This is a genomic window from Mesorhizobium sp. C264A (genome assembly GCF_040324515.1).
Lineage (GTDB): Bacteria > Pseudomonadota > Alphaproteobacteria > Rhizobiales > Rhizobiaceae > Mesorhizobium.
The window spans coordinates 3,302,176-3,324,508 of the sequence record NZ_JAMYVY010000001.1 but is presented as its reverse complement, the minus strand read 5'-3'; the positions used below and the strand labels follow the sequence as shown (position 1 = coordinate 3,324,508).

Genomic DNA, 22,333 nt, shown 5'->3' with positions numbered 1-22,333 from the left:
CCGGACTGGCTGCGCTATTCAACCGGGCGGACTGGCTTGCGGCCCGGGTCTCGACGTCCTCCTATGCCAATGTCCTTGCCTTCGCGGCCGGCTTTCGCCATGAAGGCCGATGAACTCCCCTCTGCCAGCCAGCACACGCCAGCGGCTCGACGAATTGCTCGTCCAGCGCGGCCTGTTTGCGAGCCGCTCGCGCGCCCGCGACGCGGTCGAGCGCGGCACCGTGACGGTCGACGGCGTGGTCGCCCGCAAGCCCGGCCAGACGGTTCTGCCGCACTGTCTCATCGTCATCGACGACCCGGCGCAGGGTTATGTCTCACGCGCGGCGCTGAAGCTGATCGCCGGGCTCGACCATTTCAGTCTCGATCCCGCGGGCAGTGAAGCCCTCGATATCGGCGCCTCGACAGGCGGCTTCACCCAGGTGCTGCTCGAACGCGGCGCGGCCCATGTCACTGCCATCGATGTCGGCCACGGCCAGATGCATCCCGGTGTCTCGTCCGACCCGCGCGTCACCGTGATCGAGGGCCTCAACGCTCGCGAGCTCGCGGCTGCCGATCTCGGCGGCCGTATCCCCGATTTCATCGTCTCCGATGTAAGCTTCATCTCGTTGAAACTGGCGATGCCACCGGCGTTGGCATTGGCACGGGACGGCGCTCGTGCGGTGTTTCTGGTCAAGCCGCAATTCGAGGCCGGCCGCGAGGCGATCGGCAAGGGCGGTCTTTTGAAAGACCCTTATGACGCCGCCCGTGTGGCCGGCTTGCTGCAGGAATGGCTCGAAGGCGTCCCTGGCTGGCGTACATTGGGCTTGCACATGTCGCCGATCGAAGGCGGGGACGGCAACCGCGAATTCCTGCTTGCCGGGATCAAGGATGCCGGGACCAAGGATGCCGGGACCAAGGACCGATGAGCACGGGCTTCACCATCAAGAGACTGGGTTCGCAGGGCGACGGCGTCGCCGAGACGGAAACCGGCGAGCTGTTCATTCCCTTCACCCTGCCCGGCGAGACCGTCACCGCCGCGCGCGAGAGGGATCGCGCCATGCTGATGGCGGTATTGGAGACGTCGCCGCTGCGTATCGATCCGGCCTGCCGGCATTTCACCGAATGTGGCGGCTGCGCCGTCCAGCATCTGCAAGCCGACGCTTACCAGCAATGGAAACGCGACAAGGTCGTGCATGCCTTGAAAGGCATTGCCGGCGACATCGGCGCCCTGGTGCCGTGTGCGCCACACACACGCCGCCGCGTCGTGCTTGCCGCCAGGCGCGCCGACACAGGCATGCTGCTTGGCTTCCATCGCCATCTGTCGCCGGAAATCATCCCCATCGAGGAATGTCCGATCTCGCTGCCGGAGATCGTTGCCGCGCTCGATCGCTTGAGGTCGGTCGCCGACCTGGTTTGCGCCACCACCAAATCGTTCCGGATGGCGGTCACTGTGACGGGCTCGGGGCTTGACGTCGCTGTCTATGAGTCGGGCAAGCTGGGCGAGAACCAGCGCCGGGTCGCCTCCAACTTCATCATGGCCAATGGCTTTGCCCGGCTTTCGATCGACGACGAGATTGTCATCGAGCCGAAAAAGCCGGTGGTCATGTTCGGCACCGTCGCTGTCGCCATACCGCCTGGCGCCTTCCTGCAGGCAACGCAAGCCGCCGAACAGACGATGGCCGATCTCGTTGGCGGACATCTGAAGCGTGCCAGGAAAGTCGCGGATCTTTTCGCCGGCTGCGGCAGCTTTGCGCTTCGGCTGGCGGCCAAATCCGAAGTCCACGCGGTCGAAGGCGACGCGGCAGCCCTTTCGGCGCTCGACCGCGGATCGCGCTTCGCCACCGGCCTGAAGCGGGTAACCGGCGAACGCCGCGACCTGTTCCGGCGGCCGCTGACGTTCAAGGAGCTGAATGCTTTCGATGGCGTCGTCTTCGACCCGCCGCGCGCCGGCGCCGAGGACCAGTCGAAGCAGATCGCCCGCTCGGATGTGCCGTTCGTCGCCGCCGTCTCCTGCAATCCGGTGACGCTGGCACGCGACCTGCGCATCCTGATTGACGGCGGCTACATCTTGAAGAGCGTCACGCCCATCGACCAGTTCCTGTGGTCGCCGCATGTCGAGGCAGTGGCGCTGCTGGAGAAGCCGAAACGGCGACGTTAATCCGCCGATTTTCACAAGGCCGTGCTTGAGTTTGCCGCCCCCCGCAAGACGTAGCCGGCTGGCAAACTAGCCTTCGCGAACGCTTTCGTACCCGGCCGCTTGTGCGGCCTTGATGAACTTACGGTCGAAGGACACAAATGCTAAGCAGTGCGAGGACTTGCCCAGATGGAGCGCATCGGCGAAATCCATTCCCGTCTCGGCTAGATCGACCGCGGAAGAGACCATCGCAGCATCCTCTATCTCGATAGTGGGAAGCCCGCCGAACACCCGCAGTGCATTGACGATCGAGGCCTGATCATAACCATAGCCGCTGCGCAGCACCCACTCAGCCTCCAGGATCACCGTGACGGCGACGAAAACGGGCTGACCGTCGATCAGCCGCCGGGCTCGCGGGGACTGCTCGGGATCGTCGTTCGTCAGATACCTGACGACAACGTTGGTATCAATCGCGAGCATGGCGCCGCCGTGCTTCAGCAAGGACGGCTGCGTCCATCTCCTCCAAGGTCTTCGGTCTGCCACTGTGCGGCAGGACACCAAACACATCTTCTGGTCGTGTCGGGGCAAAGGCAGGCGCCGGTCTCAAAAGTACACCGTCCGGTGTGTCTTCGACCTGCAGGCGCGTGCCCGCGCCCCAGTCCCTCCGTTTGCGGATAGCGCTGGGCAGGATGACTTGTCCCTTGGTCGAGACGGTCGTTATAAGCTTTTCTATTGCACCCATTGCGGTATTACCCTTGTGTAAGACAAAGGTAAGATATCCCTGTGAGGGGAACTATTCAAGCCCGCCGACGTCTCCTCGCTCAAACCCTGGTGCCGCCGACGGTCATCTGGTTCATCCTGAGATGCGGCTGGCCGACGCCGACCGGCACGCCTTGTCCGGCCTTGCCGCACATGCCGATGCCGGTGTCGAGTTTCATGTCGTTGCCGATCATCGAAACGCGGTGCATGGCGTCCGGTCCGTTGCCGATCAGCATGGCGCCCTTGATCGGCTGCGTCACCTTGCCATTTTCGATCATGTAGGCCTCGGTGCAGCCGAACACGAACTTGCCCGAGGTGATGTCAACCTGGCCGCCGCCGAAGGATACGGCATAGATGCCGTTCTTGACCGAGGCGATGATCTCGTCCGGCTCCATGTCGCCTGCGGTCATATAAGTGTTGGTCATGCGCGGCATCGGCTGGTGCGCATAGCCTTCGCGCCGGCCGTTTCCGGTGGCTTTCATGCCCATCAGCCGGGCGTTCTGGCGGTCCTGCATGTAGCCGACAAGCTTGCCGTCCTCGATCAGCACATTGCGGGCCGAAGGCGTGCCTTCATCGTCGACGGTCAGCGAACCCCGCCGCTCGGGCATGGTGCCGTCATCGACCACGGTAACGCCCTTGGCGGCGACCTGCTGGCCGAGCAGGCCGGCAAAGGCGGAGGTCTTCTTGCGGTTGAAGTCGCCCTCCAGCCCGTGGCCGACGGCTTCGTGCAGCATCACGCCCGGCCAGCCGCTGGACAAAACGATGTCGAACGTTCCGGCCGGCGCGGGAATGGCTTCGAGATTGACCAGCGCCTGCCTGAGGGCCTCCCTGGCAGCATGCTTCCAGGCGTCCTCGACCAGGAACTCGCCGAACGCCTTGCGCCCGCCCATGCCATAGGAGCCGCTTTCCTGGCGGTCGCCGTCGCCGACGACGACGGAAACGTTGATGCGGACCAGCGGGCGGATGTCGCGCACGATCTGGCCGTCGGCGCGCACGATCTCGACATGCTGCCAGGACGCCGCGAGCGAGGCCGTCACCTGGCGCACGCGCGGGTCCTCGGCGCGCAGCCATGCGTCGATTTCCTGCAACAGCTTGGCCTTGACCTCGAAGGAAGGCGAGGGGATCGGGTTCTCCTCGCCATAGAGATGGCGGTTGGTGCGCGCGGGAGCCGCGGCAAGCGTGCCGGAATAGCCGCCCTTGACGGTCGAGACCGCGTCGGCGGCGCGCAGCAGCGACGCCTCCGAAAGATCGCTGGAATGGGCGTAGCCGCTGGCCTCGCCGGCCACGGCGCGCAGGCCAAAACCCTGGTCGGTGTTGAAATTGGCGGTCTTCAGCCTGCCATTGTCGAACATCAGCGCTTCGCTCTCGCTGTATTCGAGGAAGAGTTCGCCGTCATCGGCGCCGTTCAGTGTGTCGGCGACGATCCGCTTGATGCGATCATCTGAAATGTCGAATTGGCCGGTCAGGCTGTTCATGGCAGGTCCGCTCACAGGAGGAATGGTGTTGCCACGATGTAGGCGCGAAGACGCGCCTGCACAATCCGCAATGACGATCCGCAGCAGGTAGGAGCGGGTAGCCCCGCCCCTGAACATGACATCCATCTTGAAGTTCGACCCGTCACCCGAAAAGGCCTTCACCCAGCGATATTTCTTGTTCCATTCATTGGCCTGGTCGGCCGTGAAGGGGTCGGTATAGCCCGAGGAGAACTGGATCGACTTGCACTTCTCATGGTTTTCGCAGCCATAGAAGTAGATGACATATTTCATGCCCTGAAGCCGGCCCGAGACCATCGGATCGCCCCGTCGTCCTTGTCCATCTTGGCCGAGCCATAGCCTTTCGCAAGCTCGAAAATGACGGCCGGATCGGGCGCCGTGATGATTTCGGAATCCTCGGCAAAGGCGACGGAAACGGCGCCGGTCAGGATTAGACCGGTCGACAAAAGCAAAGAACAAGCACGCATGATGACCCCCACAGCCAAAGATCAAACCCGTGGGAATTGTGAGGAAAGACGGTTTCGCAAGCATCAAGCTCAGGGCAGGGCGGCAAAACCGTCGGCGAAGCCCTTGAGGTCGACGGGGATGCCGATGCCTTCTTCCGGCGTCTGGAAGACGATGAAGGTGGCCGACGTCCCGGTCTTCAGCGTATCGAGCAGCGGCTTTTCGAGAATGACCTCGGCATAGCAGCCGTCTTGGAAGCAGCGCACGAAATAGGCGCGGCCAATATCCTTGCCGTCGACATTGAGGCCCAGGCCATTGGGCAGCAGAACGCCGAGCGGGGCCAGCACGCGCAGGATCTCGGCCTTGTTGTCGGCGGTGCGCAGGACGACGACGGACAGTCCCATTTCCGGGCGATCCTCGGCAACGACGTTCTGCATCATCACACATTGTTCCGAGGTGGCGCCGGCCGGCGTGTCGCAGATGATCGACCACGCGCCATGCGTTGACTTGACCGTGCCGCTGGGCTGCGCTGCATTGGCGACGCCGGTTGCGGACGAGCCGATACCGATCAGGGCGGCGAGAAAAACGACCTTCGCCCCGCTTCTCGAAAGCCAAGCGCTTTTCGAATGCCAGGCGCTCTTCGAATGCCAGGCGTTTCTCGAAAGCCAAGAGGTCATGACGGCTCCATTGCGAATCACGGCACTTTAAGCCGCGCCAAGGCCAAGTAAAGGATAGGGCGACCGCCGGTCAGCCCCGGCAGGCGCAATAATGCGCTTTTCCCTAGCAAATTCGCCCGAATTGCGACCGTCGGGCGCATTCCGGACACAAGCCCGCATAGCCTGTCTGTCGACGACCCGCGCGGGCCACGAGGCCGTCGAAACAGCGCGGCAGCACTTGCGCGCAAAAATGCCGCACGGTTTCGCCCGCTCCTTTCTTGCGGAGGGAAATAGAGTATGGTTTGAACCACCCTTGGGACTGTCCGGGATTCCCATCCCGGCATTGTTCGATATTCTTGCGTCGCGATCGCGAGGAACCGGGAGATGAAGAGGGCGATGAGAAAATTCCCAGCAAGCGCCAAATTGATGGCAACGGCAGGCGCCGCCGCCGCATTTTTCGCCGGTGCCTCCGCCCATGCGGCCCAGCCGCAGCCGTGGGAGATGACTTTTCAGCCGCCGGCGACAGACATGATGCGGCAGATCGAGTGGTTCGGGAACTACACGATGTGGTTCGTCGTCCCGATCACTGCTTTGGTTCTGGCGCTTCTCGCCTGGTGCATCTTCAGGTTCCGCGCCAGCAAAAACCCGGTCCCGTCCAAGACCAGCCACAACACGCTGATCGAGATCATCTGGACAGTCGGGCCGGTCGTCGTCCTGCTGTTCATCGCCATTCCCTCGTTCCAGTTGCTGACGGCGCAGTACACGCCGCCGGAAGAGGCCAAGCTGACCGTCAAGGTAACGGGCAATCAGTGGAACTGGGACTATGAGTACCAGACCGAGAACACGCTCTCCTTCAACTCGGCCATCCTGCAGGACGCCGACCGAGCCGCGATCGGCAAGGAAGACCGCAAGGTCTATCCGCGCCTGCTGGCGGTCGACAACGAGCTGGTCGTGCCGGTCAACACCATGACGCGCGTCCTGGTTACCGCAGCCGACGTGATCCATTCTTTTGCCGTTCCGGCCTTCGGCATCAAGATGGACGCGGTTCCCGGCCGCACCAACGAGACGTGGTTCAAGGCGGAAAAGGAAGGCATCTATTACGGCCAGTGCTCGCAGCTCTGCGGCAAGGACCATGCCTTCATGCCGATCGCCGTCCGCGTCGTATCCGATGCGCAGTACAAGACCTGGCTGGCAGCAGCCAAGACCGACCTCCCCGGCGCCAACAAGGCGCTGATGGCCGAGGTCGACGGTACCAACAAGGTAGCGGCCGCCGGCAATTGATGCCGCGGGTTAGCAAGAATTAGGGAACGGAGCCGACCATGTCAGAAGCTGCAGCTCACGACGACCACGACCACAAGCCCTATCATGGCTGGGTCCGGTGGGTGTACTCCACCAACCACAAGGACATCGGCACGCTCTACCTGATCTTTGCGATCTTCGCGGGCATCGTCGGCGGCGCGCTTTCGGTCGTCATCCGCATGGAGCTGCAGGAGCCGGGCATCCAGATCTTCACCGGTCTGGCGCAGATGGTCTACGGCATGAACGGCGATGCCGCCATCGACGGCGGCAAGAGCATGTACAACGCCTTTGGCACCGCGCACGCGCTGATCATGATCTTCTTCATGGTCATGCCGGCGCTGATCGGCGGCTTCGCCAACTGGATGGTGCCGATCATGATCGGCGCCCCCGACATGGCCTTCCCGCGCATGAACAACATTTCGTTCTGGCTGCTGCCGCCGGCCTTCCTGCTGCTCATCGCTTCGGCTTTCATGCCGAGCGCGCCCGGCGCCTATGGCGTTGGCGGCGGCTGGACGCTCTATCCGCCGCTGTCGACCTCCGGCCAGCCCGGGCCGGCCATGGATCTGGCGATCCTGTCGATCCACATTGCCGGCGCGTCCTCGATCCTCGGCGCCATCAACTTCATCACCACCATTTTCAACATGCGCGCGCCGGGCATGACGCTGCACAAGATGCCGCTATTTGCCTGGTCGGTTCTGATCACCGCCTTCCTGCTGCTATTGTCGCTTCCGGTTCTGGCCGGTGGCATCACCATGCTGCTTACCGACCGCAATTTCGGCACCACCTTCTTCGCCCCGGACGGCGGCGGCGATCCGATCCTGTTCCAGCATCTGTTCTGGTTCTTTGGTCACCCCGAAGTGTACATCCTGATCCTGCCGGGCTTCGGCATCATCAGCCACATCGTCTCGACCTTCTCGAAGAAGCCGGTGTTCGGCTATCTCGGCATGGCCTACGCCATGGTCGCGATCGGCGCCGTCGGCTTCATCGTCTGGGCGCACCACATGTACACGACCGGCCTGTCGCTCGACACGCAGCGCTACTTCGTCTTTGCCACCATGGTCATCGCCGTGCCGACAGGCGTGAAGATCTTCTCCTGGATCGCGACGATGTGGGGCGGCTCGATCTCGTTCAAGACGCCGATGCTGTGGGCGCTGGGCTTCATCTTCCTGTTCACGGTCGGCGGTGTCACCGGCGTCCAGCTCGCCAATGCCGGCCTCGACCGCTCGCTGCATGACACCTATTTCGTCATTGCCCACTTCCACTATGTGCTGTCGCTGGGTGCGGTCTTCGCCATCTTCGCCGGCTGGTACTACTGGTTCCCCAAGATGACCGGCTACATGTACTCGCCGGTGATCGCCAACACCCACTTCTGGGTCACCTTCGTCGGCGTCAATTTGATCTTCTTCCCGCAGCATTTCCTCGGCCTCGCCGGCATGCCGCGCCGCACCATCGATTATCCCGACGCGTTCGCCGGCTGGAACATGGTGTCGTCCTACGGCTCCTATATATCGGCCGTCGGCGTGGTGATCTTCCTCTATGGCGTGTTCGAGGCCTTCCAGAAGAAGCGCGTCGCCGGCGCCAATCCGTGGGGCGAGGGTGCGACGACGCTCGAATGGCAGCTGCCTTCGCCGCCGCCTTTCCACCAGTGGGAACAGCTGCCCAAGATCAAGTGAAGGCAGCCCGAATACGAAACCGCCGGCCCGCCGGCGGTTTTCGGCCAACGGAATGATTGGACTTATGTACGCATGGCCCTTGTCGACGACCCAATGATTGACGAAGCGGGCTTTCGCATGTCGGAAGCCACGTCGGGCGATTTCTTCGCCCTGCTGAAGCCGCGCGTCATGTCGCTGGTGGTGTTCACGGCCTTTGTCGGCATGGTCGCTGCACCCGTGACCATCAACCCGCTGCTGGCGGTGATCGCCATCCTGGCCATTGCCATCGGCGCCGGCGCCTCTGGTGCGCTCAACATGTGGTACGACGCCGACATCGACGCAGTAATGAGCCGGACCGCCGGCCGCCCGGTACCCTCCGGCCGCATCCTGCCCGGCGAAGCCCTGAGCTTCGGCCTTGTGCTTTCGGTGCTATCGGTGATGACGCTGGGCGTACTGGTCAACTGGCTGTCGGCGGCGCTGCTTGCCTTCACCATCTTCTTCTACGCCGTCGTCTACACGATGTGGCTGAAGCGCTCGACGCCGCAGAACATCGTCATCGGCGGTGCCGCCGGCGCCATCCCGCCGGTCATCGGCTGGGCCGCGGTGACCGGAACGGTGAGCCTGGAAAGCCTCGTCCTGTTCCTGATCATCTTCCTGTGGACGCCGCCGCACTTCTGGGCGCTGGCACTGTTCAAGTCCGACGACTACGCCAAGGCCGGCATCCCGATGATGCCGAACGTTGCCGGCCAGGCCTCGACCCGCCGCCAGATCTTTGCCTACGCCCTGATCCTGGCGCCGATCGGTGTGCTGCCCTGGGTGCTCGGTTTCACCACCGCCTTCTATGGCGTCGCATCAGTGGCTCTCGGCGCCGGCTTCGTCTGGTATGCCTGGAAAGTGCTGTGCATGACCGATAGCGACCGCGTCATGAAGCCGGCCAAGGCTCTGTTCGCCTATTCGCTGCTCTACCTCTTCGCCATCTTCGCCATCTATCTTGCCGACTGTGTCGTCGGTCGCGCTTTGGCCATCGGTGGAGCATGACCATGATCGACAAGAAGCTTGAACTGGTCACGCTGACCGAAAGCCAGAAGAAGGCGCGGCGCAACCGTTCGGCGGCGATCGGCGTCGCGCTGGCGATTCTGGTCGTCATCTTCTACGTCGCGACCATCGTGAAATTCGGCCATACCGGATGAGGCCGATGATGACCCGCCAGACCGTGACCGATCCCAGGAAGAAGAACACCAACCGCGTCGTCGCCGCCGTCTGCGTCGCCTTCTTCGGCGGCATGATCGGCATGGCCTACGCCGCGGTGCCGCTCTACAAGATGTTCTGCCAGGCCACCGGCTATGGCGGCACGACGCAGCGCGCCGAAAAGCAATATGCCGGCCGCATCCTCGACCGCGACATCACCGTGCGCTTCGACGCCAACACCAACGGCATTCCGTGGCAGTTCCAGCCGGTCGCCCGTTCGGTCACCATCAAGATCGGCGAGACCACGCAGGCGCATTACAGCGCCACCAACAAGTTCGACCGCGCCGTTACCGGCCGCGCCACCTTCAACGTGCAGCCGGAACTGGCGGGCCCCTACTTCAACAAGGTCGAGTGTTTCTGCTTCACCGACACGACGCTGAAGCCCGGCGAGACGCTGGACATGCCGGTCGTGTTCTATGTGGATCCCGATATCGTCAACGTGCCGGAACTGAAGGACTTGAAGACGATCACCCTGTCCTACACCATGTTCCCGGTCCAAAAGAACAAGCCGGTGGCGTCATCGACGCCGGACAGCAGCAGCAAAGTTTCAGATACCGAAGCAAATCTCGGGGGTTGATATGGCAGACGCGCACGCAAAACCACAACACGACTACCATCTCGTCAACCCGAGCCCATGGCCCTTCCTGGGGTCGATCGGCGCGCTGGTGACTGCAGTCGGCGGCGTCGCCCTGATGCAGTATCTCAAGAACGGCGATTTTCCGATTTTCGGCCACAACATCGCGAATCCATGGCTGTTCTTCATCGGCCTGGTCATCGTCCTCTACACGATGTTTGCCTGGTGGTCGGACACCATCAAGGAAGCGCATGAGGGCCACCACACGCGCGTCGTGTCGCTGCATCTGCGCTACGGCATGATCATGTTCATCGCTTCGGAAGTGATGTTCTTCGTTGCCTGGTTCTGGGCCTATTTCGATGCCAGCCTGTTTCCGAGCGAAGTGCAGAATTACGCCCGCACCGCTTTCACTGGCGGCGTCTGGCCGCCGAAGGGTCTCGAAGTCCTCGATCCCTTCCATCTGCCGCTCTACAACACCATCATCCTGCTTCTGTCGGGCACCACGGTGACATGGGCGCACCATTCGCTCATCCATGGCGACCGCAAGGGCCTGATCAACGGCCTGGTGCTGACCGTCGGCCTCGGCATGCTGTTCACCATGGTGCAGGCCTACGAGTACATGCACGCTCCGTTCGGCTTCAAGGATTCCATCTACGGCGCCACCTTCTTCATGGCGACCGGCTTCCATGGCTTCCACGTCATCATCGGCACCATCTTCCTGCTGGTCTGCCTGATCCGCGCCTGGAAAGGCGACTTCACGCCCAAGCAGCATTTCGGCTTCGAGGCGGCTGCCTGGTACTGGCACTTCGTCGACGTGGTCTGGCTGTTCCTGTTCGCATCGATCTACGTCTGGGGATCGGTCGGCGCGGTGATCGAAGGCCACTGACGGCTTTCACCGAACCGACAAATCAGAAGGGCGGTCGCGGCAACGCGGTCGCCTTTCTTCTTTTCGGCGCCCGTTAATGTCCAACGGAATCGGCTGGTCGGGCTGGCTGCTTCAAATGGTCGACTGGACCGATGGCTGCATTGGGGTTACCGACTGCGACATGGATGAAATCTGGACTATGGTGCCGGATGGAACGCTGATCGAAATCGAGCCGTAAAGCATGACTATCCATGAGTGAAGATAGGGCGATCTGGCCACCCATCGAGCCGATCTCGGCCGGCCTGCACGGACGCTGCCCGCGCTGCGGCGAAGGACGGCTGTTTTCCGGCTTCCTCACCGTCGGCAAGCGCTGCAACAATTGCGGCCTCGACTATTCCTACGCCGATGCCGGCGACGGCCCGGCGGTGTTCGTCATCCTGATCATCGGCTTCATCGTCGTCGGGCTGGCGCTGTGGGTGGAGGTGACGCTGAGCCCGCCGCTCTGGCTGCATTTCATCATCTGGATACCGCTGGCCGTGGGACTGTGCCTGACGGCGCTGAGGTTGATCAAGGGGGTGCTGCTGACGCTTCAATACGCCAACAAGGCGGCCGAAGGCCGCCTGGACCAGGGGCAATGAGCGAGGCGCTGACCAAGCCCGCCGGCCGCTCGCGGCCGAAGACGGCATTGCTGCTCGGCCTCGGCCTGGTGGTGTTCGTCATCCTGCTCGGGCTTGGCACATGGCAGGTGCAGCGCCTGTACTGGAAGGAAGCCCTTCTGCAGACCATCGACCAGCGCACCCATTCAGCGCCGCAGCCGCTGGCGGACGTCGAGAAGGAATTCGCCGCAACCGGTGATGTCGACTACACGCCGGTCACCGTCAGCGGGACGTTCCTGCACTCCGGCGAGCGGCATTTCTACGCCACCTGGGACGGCGACGCCGGCTTCAACGTCTATACCCCGCTGGCCCTCGACGATGGCCGCTATGTCCTGATCAACCGCGGCTTCGTTCCCTATGATCTCAAGGATGCCGCCAAGCGCCCGCAAGGGCAGGTGACCGGCAAGGTCACGGTCACCGGCCTGGCGCGCAACCCGCTGCCGGCCAAGCCGTCGATGATGCTGCCCGACAATGACATGGCCAAGAACATCTTCTATTGGAAGGATCGTGACGTCATGGCGGCGAGTGCCGGCCTGCCGGCCGGTGCCGTGCTGGTGCCGATCTTCATCGACGCCGACAAGACGCCGAACCCGGGCGGGCTGCCGGTCGGCGGCGTCACCATCATCGACCTGCCGAACTCTCATCTGCAATATGCCTTCACCTGGTATGGCCTGGCGGCGGCTCTTGCCGCGGTTCTGATCGTCAGGCTGCGCCGTCCGGCAAAGACTGAATGATCCAGAGCATCATCCCGAAAAGTGGGAACCGGTTTTCGGACAAGATCATGCTCCAACAAAGAGTTAGATCAGGCTGACCATTCAACCTGATCTCAACTGCCCTTGACAGGGCAGGGGTGCACACCTCATTTCGCGTCACGATACGATCAACCGATCTGGAATCATGCTGCAGACCGCCACAAAACCACCGCTGACGATCCGGCTCTGCCAGCCGCGCGGCTTTTGCGCCGGTGTCGACCGCGCGATCCAGATCGTCGTGCTGGCGTTGAAGAAATACGGCGCGCCGGTCTATGTCCGCCACGAGATCGTGCACAACCGCTATGTCGTCGAGGGCCTGCAAAGCCTTGGCGCGGTTTTCATCGAGGAACTCTCTGAAATCCCGGCCGAGCACCGCAAGTCGCCGGTTGTCTTCTCGGCCCACGGCGTGCCGAAATCGGTGCCGGCCGACGCCAAGGCACGCGAGCTCTTCTATCTCGACGCCACCTGCCCGCTGGTGTCCAAGGTGCACAAGCAGGCGATGCGCCATCAGCGGCTCGGCCGCCATGTGCTTCTGATCGGCCATGCCGGCCATCCCGAAGTGATCGGCACCATGGGCCAACTGGCTGAAGGCGCCGTCACGCTGATCGAGACCGAAGCCGACGCTGGGACCTTTGCCCCCGCCGACCCGGAAGCGCTCGGCTTCGTAAGCCAGACAACGTTGTCGGTCGAAGACACTGCCGGCATATTGCGGGTGCTGCAGGAGCGCTTCCCGCAACTGCATGCACCGGCCGCCGAATCGATCTGCTACGCCACCACCAACCGCCAGGAAGCGGTCAAGGAAACCGCCGCCGGCGCCGATCTCTATCTGATCGTCGGTGCGCCCAATTCCTCCAATTCGCGCCGTCTTGTCGAAGTGGCGGAGCGCGCCGGCGCCACCATGTCGCTTCTCGTACAGCGCGCCGCCGAAATTCCGTGGAATGACATCACAAATATATCGACGCTCGGCCTGTCTGCCGGCGCGTCGGCGCCGGAGATCATCGTCGACGAGATCATCGACGCCTTCCGCCAGCGCTTCGAGGTGAACATCGACCTGGCGATCACGGCCACCGAAACGGAGGATTTTCCAGTCATGCGGGTTCTGCGCGATGTCGAACTGACGCGGGCCGACATGGCCTTCGTCAACGGAGCCGCGTGAACAGCCCATGGCGGTCTACACCGACGTCAATGAGGGCGAACTCGGCGCGTTCCTGAGGGCATATCCAGTCGGCGAACTCTTGTCCTACAAGGGTATCGCCGAAGGCACGGAGAATTCGAATTTCCTGCTGCACACCTCAAGCGGCTCTTACATACTGACGCTCTACGAGAAGCGCGTCGACAAGGCCGACCTGCCGTTCTTCCTCGGCCTGATGGGCCATCTCGCCCGCAAAGGCATTTCCTGTCCGCTGCCGGTGACCGCGCATGACGGCACCGTCATCGGCACGCTGGCCGGCCGTCCCGCGGTCATCATCACCTTCCTCGAAGGCCTGTCGCTGCGGCGGCCGACAGCGGCGCATTGCGCGGAGGTCGGCAAGGCGCTCGCCGCCCTGCATCTCGCCGGCCAGGATTTTGCGATGACGCGTGACAACGCGCTCGCCATCGAGGGCTGGCGCAAACTCTGGAATGCCTCGCGCGACCGAGCCGACGAGGTCGAGCCGGGACTGGCGGCCGAGGTCGACGCGGATTTCGCGGATTTCGAACGCCATTGGCCGCAGGGCCTGCCGGCAGGCATCATCCATGCCGATCTGTTTCCCGACAATGTCTTCTTCCTCGGCGAGAAACTGTCCGGCCTCATCGACTTCTATTTCGCCTGCCACGACCTCTACGCCTATGACGTCGCCACCTGTCTCAACGCCTGGTGTTTCGAGAAGGATTTCTCCTTCAACCTGACCAAAGGCACGGCGCTGCTGGCCGGCTATCAGAGCGTGCGACCTTTGAGCGAGGGCGAGAAAGCAGCGCTGCCGATGCTTTCGCGCGGCTCGGCGCTGCGCTTCATGCTGACCCGGCTCTATGACTGGCTGACCGTTCCCGACGGCGGGCTGGTCATGAAGCGCGATCCGACCGAATATATCCGCCGCATGCGCTTCCACCGCGCGATCAAGTCGCCTTCGGAATACGGACTGACATGACCAAGCAGGTCGAAATCTTCACCGACGGTGCCTGCTCGGGCAATCCCGGTCCCGGCGGCTGGGGCGCCATCCTGCGCTTCAACGGCAAGACCAAGGAATTGTCGGGCGGCGAGGCCGAGACGACCAATAACCGTATGGAGCTGCTGGCCGCCATCTCGGCGCTGAATGCGCTGAAGGAGTCGTGCGCCGTCGAGCTTCACACCGACAGCAAATATGTCATGGACGGTATCTCCAAATGGATCCACGGCTGGAAGAAAAACGGCTGGAAGACCGCCGACAAGAAGCCGGTCAAGAACGGTGAACTGTGGCAGGCGCTGGATGAGGCCAATCGGCGCCACAAGGTGACCTGGAACTGGGTCAAGGGCCATGCCGGCCACACCGAGAACGAACGCGCCGACGAACTCGCAAGGGAAGGTATGGCGCCGTTCAAGAGGGGCTCAGCCAAACCTGCGGCGCCGAAAGTGGCGCTGAAGCCGGCGGCATCCGAGAAACAGCCGGCGCCACGGGCACGGCGCTCGACCCAAAGCTATTGAGCTCAAGCTATCGGCAAGGGGATCTCACTCATGCCGATCGTATACTACATCACCCATCCCCAGGTTCAGATCGATGCCAACGTTCCCGTGCCGCACTGGGGGCTGTCCGAGATCGGACGAGCGCGAGCATCAGCCATGCTCGATCAGCCATGGGTCGGATCGATCCGCCGTGTCGTCTCGTCGGCCGAGCGCAAGGCGATCGAAACCGCCGAGATCCTTGGCAAACACCTCGGCCTCGCGGTCGAGGTGAAGGAGCGCATGCATGAGAACGATCGGTCGGCAACCGGCTTCCTGCCGCCGCCGGAGTTCGAGGCGGTCGCCGACCAGTTCTTCGCCAATCCGCACAAAAGCATTCGCGGCTGGGAACGGGCCATCGACGCCCAGCAACGCATTGTCAGCGAGGTCGAAACGGTGCTGGGTGCTGCCGATGGCGGCGACATTGCCTTCGTCGGCCATGGCGGCGTCGGAACATTGCTGCTGCTCGCGCTCAGCGGCCGCGCAATCAGCCGCGAGGCGGATCAGCCGGCCGGCGGCGGCAATTACTTCGCCTATGATGTCGGCACGCGCCGCGTCGTCCACGGATGGCGGCCGATAGACAGTCTGGCGCCGCGCTAAAGCGGATGTCAGGAGATCATCGACACCGTAGCGGCGATGAAGCCGCGCGCGACCAGCGGATAGAACCTGTCCTCAGCGGATCAGCAGGGCCGTGCCGTAGAGGCCGAGCGCGAACACCGTGTGCGAGATCACATTGAAGGCGCGGATCTGCATCGCGTTGGGGCGCTTTGAGGCAGCCCAGCCGGCGCCCATGCCGGGCGCCAGCAGGAACCAGCCGGCGCCGATGGTGACCATGCCGAGGATGAAGGCCGGCAGGAAGGTCGGCGCGTCCAGCCATGCCGTGCCCACCAGCGCCACCAGGATGAAGCCGTAGACGATGCCGGTGACATAGTGGAAAGCCCAGCCCAGCGCCTGCTCATGCGCATAGGGTGCGGCTTGGGCGATATCGTTGTGGAAAACCTTGCCTTCCCTAAGGTGCCAGACCCAGCGGCCGGGCGGCCCCCAGTTCGGCCGCGGCTGGCTGAGCGCCAGATGCAGGAACAGCGCCCAAAGATCCATCAGCACCGTGGCGCCGATGCCAATCGCAATGCTGCGCCAGATGATGTCAAACATCGTCGATGTCCCCCAAAGCAGGCAATCCGGCTGGAAGCGCGTGGTCGTCAGGCCATGGCGTTCATGAGCCGACGCGGCCGCTGCGGTTTAGAGCTGGCTCAGAATGTGAGCGGCACCCGATGTGTCGACTCCTGGCTTGGTCTCGACATTGAGCGCCGTGACCTTGCCGTTGTCGACGACCATCGAGAAGCGCTTCGAGCGCAATCCCATGCCGCCGCTGGAATAGTCGGAGTCGAGGCCGATCGACTTGGCGAAGTCGCCATTGCCGTCGGCGAGATAGAGGATCTTGCCTTGACCGCCGGTGAAATTCGCCCAGGCGCCCATGACATGGACATCGTTGACCGACACGACGGCGATGGTGTCGACGCCGCGGGCCAGGATGGCATCGTGGTTCTCAAGATAGCCCGGCAGATGATTGTTGCTGCAGGTCGGCGTGAAGGCGCCTGGAACACCGAACAGCACGACCTTCTTGCCCGCGAAAATCTCGGCCGAGGTGATCACCTTGGCGCCGTCGGCGGTCATTTCCTTGAAGGTCGCATCGGGCAGTTTGTCGCCAACGGCAATCGTCATGATGGTCCTCGTGTGAAAAGCAGGGAAGGTTTCTTGCGATAGCGAAATCGGGCATCTCCCGCAACCGCCGACAAGGCCTGGATCAAGGGAAAGCCCGGATCGGGTTCGGTATCAGGGGAACGGCAGAACGCCCTCGACCGCGCCTTCGGCACTTGTCAGGGTGTAATACAACCCGCCATCGGTCGGTGTCGTCGACGGCCGGTCGAGGATCGGAATGGTAAATACCAGCCGGCCGTCCTTTTCGCTGCGTGCAGGCGCCCCGAACATATAATCGCGTCCCCCGGCGATGAATAAATCCGCCGCCTCCGGATCTCCGGGAAAAGTCGCCTCGACCATCAGCGTCTCATGGTCGCCCGGCAGCACCTTGATCCCGAAATCGGGCTTGGCAGGCGCGGGCAAGGTGGCGAGTGCAGCCTTCACCAGCGCCGCATCCTCGGCATTGTCGGGATCGGCGGCGGGATCGACGCTCAGCCGCGTCTGCACCGGAATACAGATCGTCTCGCAGATGCCAAGAAAGATGTCGGCATCGATGACGGCCGCATCCCCAGGCGACGACAAAGTGAATGTCACCGGCAGCGAGACCGGATGGTTGTAGCCGGCCCATTTGCCGTAGCCGTCGTCATGGCGCTGCGGCGGCGGGAAGGAAAACGCCGCATCGGTGATGTTGGTGCTGGCCGAAACGTCGATCTGCGGCGGCACGCCGGCGTCGCCCGGATCGCGCCAATAAGTTTTCCAGCCGGGCTTGAGCGCGATGTCGAGCACGCCCTGTATGCGACCGGCCTCGTCGGCCTTGCCTGTTGTCACCAGCCGCACCTTGCCGCCTTCGCTGTTGTACCATTCCGACGAGGAGGCGGCGGCGGGCAGGACTGCTCCGCATCCGATAGCAATACCGAGCAGCAGGATTTTCAAGCTTTGCATGGCGTTGATTTGATCGTCAGTTCATGGCCGCGCAATGTTTTCATGGCGCTCTGCGTATCATATTTGCGTGACCTTCGGGCAAGGAACAGTTGGCTTCAAGCAATCGGCCGAGTGAAGTTCGCAGTCAAGATTCCGTTGTTCCAACCGTTGGGCTTTGGCCGAATCGCACGCGGCGCATCTTTTCGGCGTCCCGGAAACGCGTTACGCTCCAGTCCATGGACTTGTTGCGCCACAAAAAGACAGCCGGTGGACGCGGCTTTCTTGACGACCAGTTCCTGATTGCCATGCCCGGCATGAAGGACGATCGCTTCACGCGCTCGGTCATCTACATCTGCGCGCACAGCGATGAAGGCGCCATGGGCCTGATCATCAACCAGACGCAGCAGATGCTGTTTCCCGATCTTCTGGTGCAGCTCGGCATCATGAACGAGCAGGAGGCGATCAGGCTGCCGGCGCAGGCTCGCGACTTCGTCGTGCGCAATGGCGGCCCCGTCGACCGCAGCCGCGGCTTCGTCCTGCACTCGGGCGACTACCGGGTGGAATCCTCGCTCACCGTCTCCGACGATATCTGCCTGACCGCGACGGTCGACATATTGCGCGCCATCTCGTCCGGCCGCGGCCCGCGGCGCGCATTGATGGCGCTCGGCTATTCCGGCTGGGGCGCCGGCCAGCTGGAAACCGAGATCGCCGAGAATGGCTGGCTGACCTGTCCGGCCACGCCGGAGCTGCTGTTCGACGCCGACATCGAGCGGAAGTACGACCGCATCCTGGCATCGATCGGGATTGATCTGGCGCATTTGAGCCTGGCCGCGGGGCACGCCTGAGGCCTCGCCTTCGCCGACGTTCCGCCGAACCTTCGCGACTAGCCGAAGCCGCCCGCCACTTTCGTCATCCTAGGGTCTGCGCTGCGTCGCTGCGCTCCTTGCTTCGCCCCAGGATGACGAAGGCGCGGTCGCTTCAGCTAATTTTCGGGGTTCATTCCAATGTAACCACGCGCCTGCACGACGCATGCCTCACCCATCACGCCTGCGTCATCGGGTACTGCTCTTTCAACGCCTTCAGCACCTGGTCGCCTGGCATCGGCGCGCCGAACATGAAGCTTTGCACATATTCGCAGCCCATCTGGCGCAATTCCAGCGCATCGCTTTCGTCGGAAATGCCCTCGGCCACCACCGACAGGCCGAGTTCATGCGCCATGTTGACCATGGATTTGAGCAGCACCGCCCGCTTCGGCGTCGCGTCGTCGACGAAGCTCTTGTCGATCTTGATGGTGTCGAAGGGGAAGCGGGTCAGATAGGCGAGCGAGGAATAGCCGGTGCCGAAATCGTCCAGCGACAGGCCGATGCCGAGCTGCTTGAGCTTGGTCAGCACATGCGAGGTTTGCTCTGGATTGTCCATGACCAGCGATTCGGTAAGTTCGAGCCGGAAGCAGCGCGGCTTCAGATTGGCGCGCGCGATGACCGAGCGGACATCGCTGACCAGGTCGCGGCGGATCAGCTGGCGACTGGACAGATTGACCGACACTGACAGCGGCGTGTCGCCGATCTGCTTTTGCCAACCGGCGAGGTCTTCGGCCGCCTGCTGCATGGCAAACAGCCCAAGCTGCACGATCAGGCCACAGCTTTCGGCGACCGGGATGAAATCGCCGGGCGGGATCATGCCGCGGCGCGGATGGTCCCAACGCAGCAGCGCTTCGAAGCCGGCAATGCTGCCGTCCTCCAGCCGCACGATCGGCTGGTAGGCAAGGGTGAATTCGCGCCGCTCGATGGCGCGGCGCAGATCGGATTCGAATTGCAGCCGGTCGGTGCCGACGGTGCGGAAGGCCGGCCGGAACGGCTCGATCCTGTCGCCGCCGAAGCGCTTGGCCTGGTGCATGGCAAGCTCGGCGTCCTTGACCATGTCTTCTGCCGAAGTCTGCGCCGAGGTCCAGGTGATCAGGCCGATCGAGGCGGTCAGCACGATCTCGCGCTTGGCGAAGGTGATCGGGTTGTTGATGGCGTGCTTGATGGCGTCTGCCACCGCCGCGATGCGGGAGGGTTCCTGTTCGGAGAGCAGCATCAGGGCGAACTGGTCACCGGCAAAGCGCGACAGCGAATCCTTCGGTTTCAACAGCCGGTGCAAGCGGCGCGCAATGGTGAGCAGGATGGTGTCGCCGGCCGAGATGCCAAGCCCGTCATTGACCTGCTTGAAACGGTCGATGTCGATGACGAAGACGGTGGGGCGCACCTTCTCTTCGGTGCGCGCGATCGAGATGATGGCTTCCAGCCGGTTCATCAGAAGTTCGCGGTTGGGCAGGCCGGTCAGATTGTCGTGAACGGCATCGTGCAGCAGCCTTTCCTCGGACTTTTTCTGCTCGGTAACGTCGACCATGGTGCCGACGCAGCGAATCACTTCGCCGTCCGAGCCGATCACCGGCCGCGCCCGAAGCAAGAACCAGTGGTAGTGCCCGTCGGCGCCGCGCAGGCGGAAATTCTGCGAGACCCGGCCGCGCCGATGTTCGAGCACCACGTCGAGCGTGGTGCGGAACGTGTCGCGGTCGTCGGCATGCAGCACCGGCAGCCAGTTGCGGGCAGCACCCCCAGGCTGTTGGGAGCGAGGCCAAGCTGGATGCTGACGTCGGGCTTGGTGACGACGCGGTCGCGCAGCACGTCCCAGTCCCACACCGTGTCGCCGGAGCCGGCGACGGCCAGCGCCTGGCGCTCGAGATCGGAGAACAGGCCCTGATGCAGCGCGCCGCCGGCAAAGGCATGCTGCATGACGGTGAAGCCGATCAAAAGGATGATCAGGATCAGCCCGCCGCCCAATGCCGGCTGGGCGATGTCGTTGTCGAGCATGCCGGTGATCGCCATCCACGACCCGCACAGCCATAGCAGCACCATCACCCAACTGGGCACCAGCATGATCGCACGGTCGTAACCACGAAGACCGAGCAGGATGATGAGGCCGAGCCCGGTCAGCGCGGTGGCGGCAAAGGACAGCCGGGCAATACCGGCGGCGACGGCCGGATCGATGATGGCCACACCCGCAATCAGCACCAGACCGAGGATCCAGACCAGCGCGCCATAGCTGAAATGGCCGTGCCACCGGTTGAGGTTGAGATAGGCGAACAGGAACACCACGAAGGTCGCCGCAAGCGCCACCTCCGTTCCCGCCCGCCACATCTGCTCGTTCCCGGGCGATATCTCTATGATCTTGTTTAGAAAGCCGAAATCGACGCAGATATAGGCAAGTACCGCCCACGCAAGTGCGGCTGTCGCCGGAAACATCGAGGTTCCCTTGACGACGAAAAGGATGGTCAGGAAGAGCGCCAGCAGCCCGGCGATGCCGATGACGATGCCGCGGAACAGCGTATAGGAATTGACCGAGTCCTTGTAGGCTTCCGGCTCCCATAGATAGACCTGCGGCAGCTTCGGCGAGGCGAGTTCGGCGATGAAGGTGATCACCGTTCCCGGGTTCAGCGTCACCCGGAACACGTCGGCGTCGGAGCTTGACTGGCGGTCGAGCGCGAAGCCCTCGCTGGGGGTGATCGCGGCGATGCGGGTGGCGCCGAGATCGGGCCAGAAGATGCCGGAATTCACCAGCCGGAAATGCGGCGCCACGATCAGCCGGTCGAGCTGCTGGTCGGTGGTGTTGGCGAGCGCGAACACCGCCCAGTCGCCGCTCGAGCGCGCGTCATTGGCCTCGACCTCGATGCGCCGGACGATGCCATCGGGGCCGGGTGCGGTCGACACCTGGAAGTTTTCGCCCTGGTTGCGGTAGATCTCGACGGCGCGCGACAGGTCGAGCGCGACATCGTCGCGGGCAATCTTGATCGGTTCGACGGCGAAGGCCGGGAGCGCCGCGCAAAGCGCGACGGCAGCCGCCAGAACAAAGGCCAACAGCGACCCGTTTCGCAGGAAATTCGTCAAAAATCAGTCCTTCGTTCCAGCGCCCGGCGGATCGTCCGCGATCCGGGCGTAGAGGTAGTGGTCCTGCCAGATGCCGTTGATCCTGAGGTAGGATCGCAGAAGTCCTTCGCGCCGGAATCCGGCTTTTTCAAGCACGCGGATCGACCGGACATTGTCGGGAATACAGGCAGCTTCGATCCGGTGCAACCTCAGCGTATCGAAGGCGAAGCGGCAGACCACCTTGACCGCGTCGGTCATCAGGCCGCGGCCGCCGAACCGCTCCCCGATCCAGTAGCCGACATGGCCGCTTTGCGAGACGCCGTGGCGGATATTGCCGAGCGTAATGCCGCCGGCAAGCTTGCCGCTCGCCTTCTCGAAGATGAAGAAGGCGATGGCGGTTCCCTGCGCATAGTCTTCGCGGTAGCGGCCGATGCGCAGCCGCCAGGCGGTGCGGTCGAGTTCATCGGGCGTCCAGCGCGGCTCCCACGGTTCGAGGAAGGCACGGCTTTCGCCGCGCACCGCTGACCATTCGCGATAGTCGTTGGTGTAGGGCACGCGCAGCATGACCCGGTCGCCTTTCAGTGCCGGCAGGTCACGGCGAAAGAAAGGGAGCGCGAACACC

Annotated in this window: 25 protein-coding genes and 1 pseudogene; 16 read left to right on the top strand and 10 right to left on the bottom strand. The window is 63.2% G+C overall.

Annotated features, from left to right (window positions below; all coding sequences use genetic code 11):
- The first annotated feature begins 109 nt into the window (after positions 1–109).
- Positions 110–904 (top strand): TlyA family RNA methyltransferase, encoded by a 795-nt coding sequence (locus tag NKL04_RS16415; RefSeq protein ID WP_023702017.1) that lies wholly within the window; start codon positions 110–112, stop codon positions 902–904.
- Positions 901–2,136 (top strand): class I SAM-dependent RNA methyltransferase, encoded by a 1,236-nt coding sequence (locus NKL04_RS16410; RefSeq protein WP_023668426.1) that lies wholly within the window; start codon positions 901–903, stop codon positions 2,134–2,136. The genes NKL04_RS16415 and NKL04_RS16410 overlap by 4 nt, the downstream gene beginning before the upstream one ends.
- A gap of 66 nt (positions 2,137–2,202) precedes the next feature.
- Here NKL04_RS16410 and NKL04_RS16405 read toward each other — a convergent pair whose 3' ends face one another.
- From NKL04_RS16405 to NKL04_RS16385, 5 genes are all read right to left on the bottom strand, one after another.
- The gene (locus tag NKL04_RS16405; RefSeq protein ID WP_023727489.1) at positions 2,203–2,592 is read right to left on the bottom strand and encodes a type II toxin-antitoxin system VapC family toxin; all 390 of its coding nucleotides are present in this window, start codon (positions 2,590–2,592) and stop codon (positions 2,203–2,205) included.
- On the bottom strand, positions 2,579–2,854 hold the full coding sequence (locus tag NKL04_RS16400) for an AbrB/MazE/SpoVT family DNA-binding domain-containing protein (protein WP_081725433.1): 276 nt from the start codon (positions 2,852–2,854) through the stop codon (positions 2,579–2,581). The genes NKL04_RS16405 and NKL04_RS16400 overlap by 14 nt, the downstream gene beginning before the upstream one ends.
- A 79-nt stretch (positions 2,855–2,933) precedes the next feature.
- On the bottom strand, positions 2,934–4,637 hold the full coding sequence (tldD, locus tag NKL04_RS16395) for a metalloprotease TldD (RefSeq protein WP_023702015.1): 1,704 nt from the start codon (positions 4,635–4,637) through the stop codon (positions 2,934–2,936).
- Positions 4,634–4,831 (bottom strand): hypothetical protein, encoded by a 198-nt coding sequence (locus tag NKL04_RS16390; protein ID WP_155923284.1) that lies wholly within the window; start codon positions 4,829–4,831, stop codon positions 4,634–4,636. The genes tldD and NKL04_RS16390 overlap by 4 nt, the downstream gene beginning before the upstream one ends.
- Positions 4,832–4,900: 69 nt before the next feature.
- The gene (locus tag NKL04_RS16385) at positions 4,901–5,485 is read right to left on the bottom strand and encodes an invasion associated locus B family protein (protein ID WP_023668422.1); all 585 of its coding nucleotides are present in this window, start codon (positions 5,483–5,485) and stop codon (positions 4,901–4,903) included.
- Between the two features lie 363 nt (positions 5,486–5,848).
- Here NKL04_RS16385 and coxB point away from each other — a divergent pair, with 363 nt between their 5' ends.
- The 13 genes from coxB (at position 5,849) to NKL04_RS16320 (ending at position 15,784) form a co-directional block, all read left to right on the top strand.
- Positions 5,849–6,745, top strand: coding sequence for a cytochrome c oxidase subunit II (gene coxB / locus NKL04_RS16380; protein WP_050485823.1), 897 nt, complete (start codon positions 5,849–5,851; stop codon positions 6,743–6,745).
- 38 nt (positions 6,746–6,783) lie between these two features.
- Entirely contained in the window at positions 6,784–8,436 is a 1,653-nt protein-coding gene (gene ctaD / locus NKL04_RS16375; protein WP_023702013.1) for a cytochrome c oxidase subunit I, read from the top strand.
- Positions 8,437–8,508: 72 nt separating this feature from the next.
- Positions 8,509–9,453, top strand: coding sequence for a heme o synthase (locus NKL04_RS16370; protein WP_023668419.1), 945 nt, complete (start codon positions 8,509–8,511; stop codon positions 9,451–9,453).
- Entirely contained in the window at positions 9,450–9,605 is a 156-nt protein-coding gene (locus tag NKL04_RS16365) for a cytochrome c oxidase system small membrane protein (RefSeq protein ID WP_023668418.1), read from the top strand. Before NKL04_RS16370 ends, NKL04_RS16365 begins: the two co-directional genes overlap by 4 nt.
- Positions 9,606–9,613: 8 nt before the next feature.
- Positions 9,614–10,240: a cytochrome c oxidase assembly protein gene (locus NKL04_RS16360; RefSeq protein ID WP_023692073.1), complete on the top strand. Its 627-nt coding sequence runs from the start codon at positions 9,614–9,616 to the stop codon at positions 10,238–10,240.
- A 1-nt stretch (position 10,241) separates the two neighbouring features.
- Positions 10,242–11,123 (top strand): cytochrome c oxidase subunit 3, encoded by an 882-nt coding sequence (locus NKL04_RS16355; RefSeq protein WP_023668416.1) that lies wholly within the window; start codon positions 10,242–10,244, stop codon positions 11,121–11,123.
- A gap of 76 nt (positions 11,124–11,199) precedes the next feature.
- Positions 11,200–11,340, top strand: coding sequence for a L,D-transpeptidase family protein (locus tag NKL04_RS16350; RefSeq protein WP_023702012.1), 141 nt, complete (start codon positions 11,200–11,202; stop codon positions 11,338–11,340).
- 13 nt (positions 11,341–11,353) lie between these two features.
- Positions 11,354–11,740 (top strand): DUF983 domain-containing protein, encoded by a 387-nt coding sequence (locus NKL04_RS16345; RefSeq protein WP_023685423.1) that lies wholly within the window; start codon positions 11,354–11,356, stop codon positions 11,738–11,740.
- Positions 11,737–12,492, top strand: coding sequence for an SURF1 family protein (locus NKL04_RS16340; RefSeq protein ID WP_023702011.1), 756 nt, complete (start codon positions 11,737–11,739; stop codon positions 12,490–12,492). The genes NKL04_RS16345 and NKL04_RS16340 overlap by 4 nt, the downstream gene beginning before the upstream one ends.
- Before the next feature lie 163 nt (positions 12,493–12,655).
- Complete coding sequence (gene ispH, locus NKL04_RS16335; protein WP_023692071.1) at positions 12,656–13,666, top strand: 4-hydroxy-3-methylbut-2-enyl diphosphate reductase; 1,011 nt, start codon at positions 12,656–12,658, stop codon at positions 13,664–13,666.
- A 7-nt stretch (positions 13,667–13,673) separates the two neighbouring features.
- Positions 13,674–14,636, top strand: coding sequence for a homoserine kinase (locus tag NKL04_RS16330; RefSeq protein ID WP_023702010.1), 963 nt, complete (start codon positions 13,674–13,676; stop codon positions 14,634–14,636).
- Complete coding sequence (gene rnhA / locus NKL04_RS16325) at positions 14,633–15,169, top strand: ribonuclease HI (protein WP_023702009.1); 537 nt, start codon at positions 14,633–14,635, stop codon at positions 15,167–15,169. The genes NKL04_RS16330 and rnhA overlap by 4 nt, the downstream gene beginning before the upstream one ends.
- A 30-nt stretch (positions 15,170–15,199) precedes the next feature.
- A complete protein-coding gene (locus NKL04_RS16320; RefSeq protein ID WP_023702008.1) occupies positions 15,200–15,784 on the top strand; it encodes a histidine phosphatase family protein in 585 nt (194 codons plus the stop codon).
- 72 nt (positions 15,785–15,856) lie between these two features.
- Here NKL04_RS16320 and NKL04_RS16315 read toward each other — a convergent pair whose 3' ends face one another.
- The 3 genes from NKL04_RS16315 to NKL04_RS16305 all read right to left on the bottom strand — a co-directional run bounded on the left by NKL04_RS16315 (position 15,857) and on the right by NKL04_RS16305 (position 17,824).
- Positions 15,857–16,336, bottom strand: a complete 480-nt coding sequence (locus tag NKL04_RS16315; RefSeq protein ID WP_023702007.1) for a DUF2938 domain-containing protein — start codon at positions 16,334–16,336, stop codon at positions 15,857–15,859.
- Between the two features lie 87 nt (positions 16,337–16,423).
- Positions 16,424–16,906, bottom strand: coding sequence for a peroxiredoxin (locus NKL04_RS16310; RefSeq protein ID WP_023702006.1), 483 nt, complete (start codon positions 16,904–16,906; stop codon positions 16,424–16,426).
- A 111-nt stretch (positions 16,907–17,017) separates the two neighbouring features.
- A complete protein-coding gene (locus NKL04_RS16305; RefSeq protein ID WP_023702005.1) occupies positions 17,018–17,824 on the bottom strand; it encodes a protein-disulfide reductase DsbD domain-containing protein in 807 nt (268 codons plus the stop codon).
- A gap of 215 nt (positions 17,825–18,039) precedes the next feature.
- On the opposite strand from NKL04_RS16305, the gene NKL04_RS16300 reads away from it, so the two are divergent.
- The gene (locus NKL04_RS16300) at positions 18,040–18,648 is read left to right on the top strand and encodes a YqgE/AlgH family protein (RefSeq protein WP_023668405.1); all 609 of its coding nucleotides are present in this window, start codon (positions 18,040–18,042) and stop codon (positions 18,646–18,648) included.
- A gap of 196 nt (positions 18,649–18,844) precedes the next feature.
- Here NKL04_RS16300 and NKL04_RS16295 read toward each other — a convergent pair.
- Both NKL04_RS16295 and NKL04_RS16290 read right to left on the bottom strand, forming a co-directional pair.
- Positions 18,845–21,732 (bottom strand): annotated as a pseudogene (locus NKL04_RS16295) (EAL domain-containing protein).
- Positions 21,733–21,735: 3 nt separating this feature from the next.
- Positions 21,736–22,332 (bottom strand): GNAT family N-acetyltransferase, encoded by a 597-nt coding sequence (locus NKL04_RS16290; protein ID WP_023668403.1) that lies wholly within the window; start codon positions 22,330–22,332, stop codon positions 21,736–21,738.
- Between the last annotated feature and the right edge of the window lies 1 nt (position 22,333).

Excerpts from the sequence above, each read along its gene's own strand:
- NKL04_RS16340 (WP_023702011.1), top strand. The coding sequence starts at position 11,737 with ATGAGCGAGGCGCTGACCAAGCCCGCCGGCCGCTCGCGGCCGAAGACG.
- NKL04_RS16360 (WP_023692073.1), top strand. The coding sequence starts at position 9,614 with ATGACCCGCCAGACCGTGACCGATCCCAGGAAGAAGAACACCAACCGC.
- NKL04_RS16315 (WP_023702007.1), bottom strand. The coding sequence starts at position 16,336 with ATGTTTGACATCATCTGGCGCAGCATTGCGATTGGCATCGGCGCCACG.
- ctaD (WP_023702013.1), top strand. The coding sequence starts at position 6,784 with ATGTCAGAAGCTGCAGCTCACGACGACCACGACCACAAGCCCTATCAT.
- NKL04_RS16410 (WP_023668426.1), top strand. The coding sequence starts at position 901 with ATGAGCACGGGCTTCACCATCAAGAGACTGGGTTCGCAGGGCGACGGC.
- NKL04_RS16370 (WP_023668419.1), top strand. The coding sequence starts at position 8,509 with ATGGCCCTTGTCGACGACCCAATGATTGACGAAGCGGGCTTTCGCATG.
- NKL04_RS16310 (WP_023702006.1), bottom strand. The coding sequence starts at position 16,906 with ATGACGATTGCCGTTGGCGACAAACTGCCCGATGCGACCTTCAAGGAA.
- NKL04_RS16415 (WP_023702017.1), top strand. The coding sequence starts at position 110 with ATGAACTCCCCTCTGCCAGCCAGCACACGCCAGCGGCTCGACGAATTG.
- NKL04_RS16350 (WP_023702012.1), top strand. The coding sequence starts at position 11,200 with ATGTCCAACGGAATCGGCTGGTCGGGCTGGCTGCTTCAAATGGTCGAC.
- rnhA (WP_023702009.1), top strand. The coding sequence starts at position 14,633 with ATGACCAAGCAGGTCGAAATCTTCACCGACGGTGCCTGCTCGGGCAAT.
- NKL04_RS16385 (WP_023668422.1), bottom strand. The coding sequence starts at position 5,485 with ATGACCTCTTGGCTTTCGAGAAACGCCTGGCATTCGAAGAGCGCCTGG.
- NKL04_RS16330 (WP_023702010.1), top strand. The coding sequence starts at position 13,674 with ATGGCGGTCTACACCGACGTCAATGAGGGCGAACTCGGCGCGTTCCTG.
- NKL04_RS16400 (WP_081725433.1), bottom strand. The coding sequence starts at position 2,854 with ATGGGTGCAATAGAAAAGCTTATAACGACCGTCTCGACCAAGGGACAA.
- NKL04_RS16405 (WP_023727489.1), bottom strand. The coding sequence starts at position 2,592 with ATGCTCGCGATTGATACCAACGTTGTCGTCAGGTATCTGACGAACGAC.
- NKL04_RS16320 (WP_023702008.1), top strand. The coding sequence starts at position 15,200 with ATGCCGATCGTATACTACATCACCCATCCCCAGGTTCAGATCGATGCC.
- NKL04_RS16390 (WP_155923284.1), bottom strand. The coding sequence starts at position 4,831 with ATGCGTGCTTGTTCTTTGCTTTTGTCGACCGGTCTAATCCTGACCGGC.
- NKL04_RS16345 (WP_023685423.1), top strand. The coding sequence starts at position 11,354 with ATGAGTGAAGATAGGGCGATCTGGCCACCCATCGAGCCGATCTCGGCC.
- ispH (WP_023692071.1), top strand. The coding sequence starts at position 12,656 with ATGCTGCAGACCGCCACAAAACCACCGCTGACGATCCGGCTCTGCCAG.
- coxB (WP_050485823.1), top strand. The coding sequence starts at position 5,849 with ATGAAGAGGGCGATGAGAAAATTCCCAGCAAGCGCCAAATTGATGGCA.
- tldD (WP_023702015.1), bottom strand. The coding sequence starts at position 4,637 with ATGAAATATGTCATCTACTTCTATGGCTGCGAAAACCATGAGAAGTGC.
- NKL04_RS16305 (WP_023702005.1), bottom strand. The coding sequence starts at position 17,824 with ATGCAAAGCTTGAAAATCCTGCTGCTCGGTATTGCTATCGGATGCGGA.
- NKL04_RS16355 (WP_023668416.1), top strand. The coding sequence starts at position 10,242 with ATGGCAGACGCGCACGCAAAACCACAACACGACTACCATCTCGTCAAC.
- NKL04_RS16365 (WP_023668418.1), top strand. The coding sequence starts at position 9,450 with ATGACCATGATCGACAAGAAGCTTGAACTGGTCACGCTGACCGAAAGC.
- NKL04_RS16300 (WP_023668405.1), top strand. The coding sequence starts at position 18,040 with ATGGACTTGTTGCGCCACAAAAAGACAGCCGGTGGACGCGGCTTTCTT.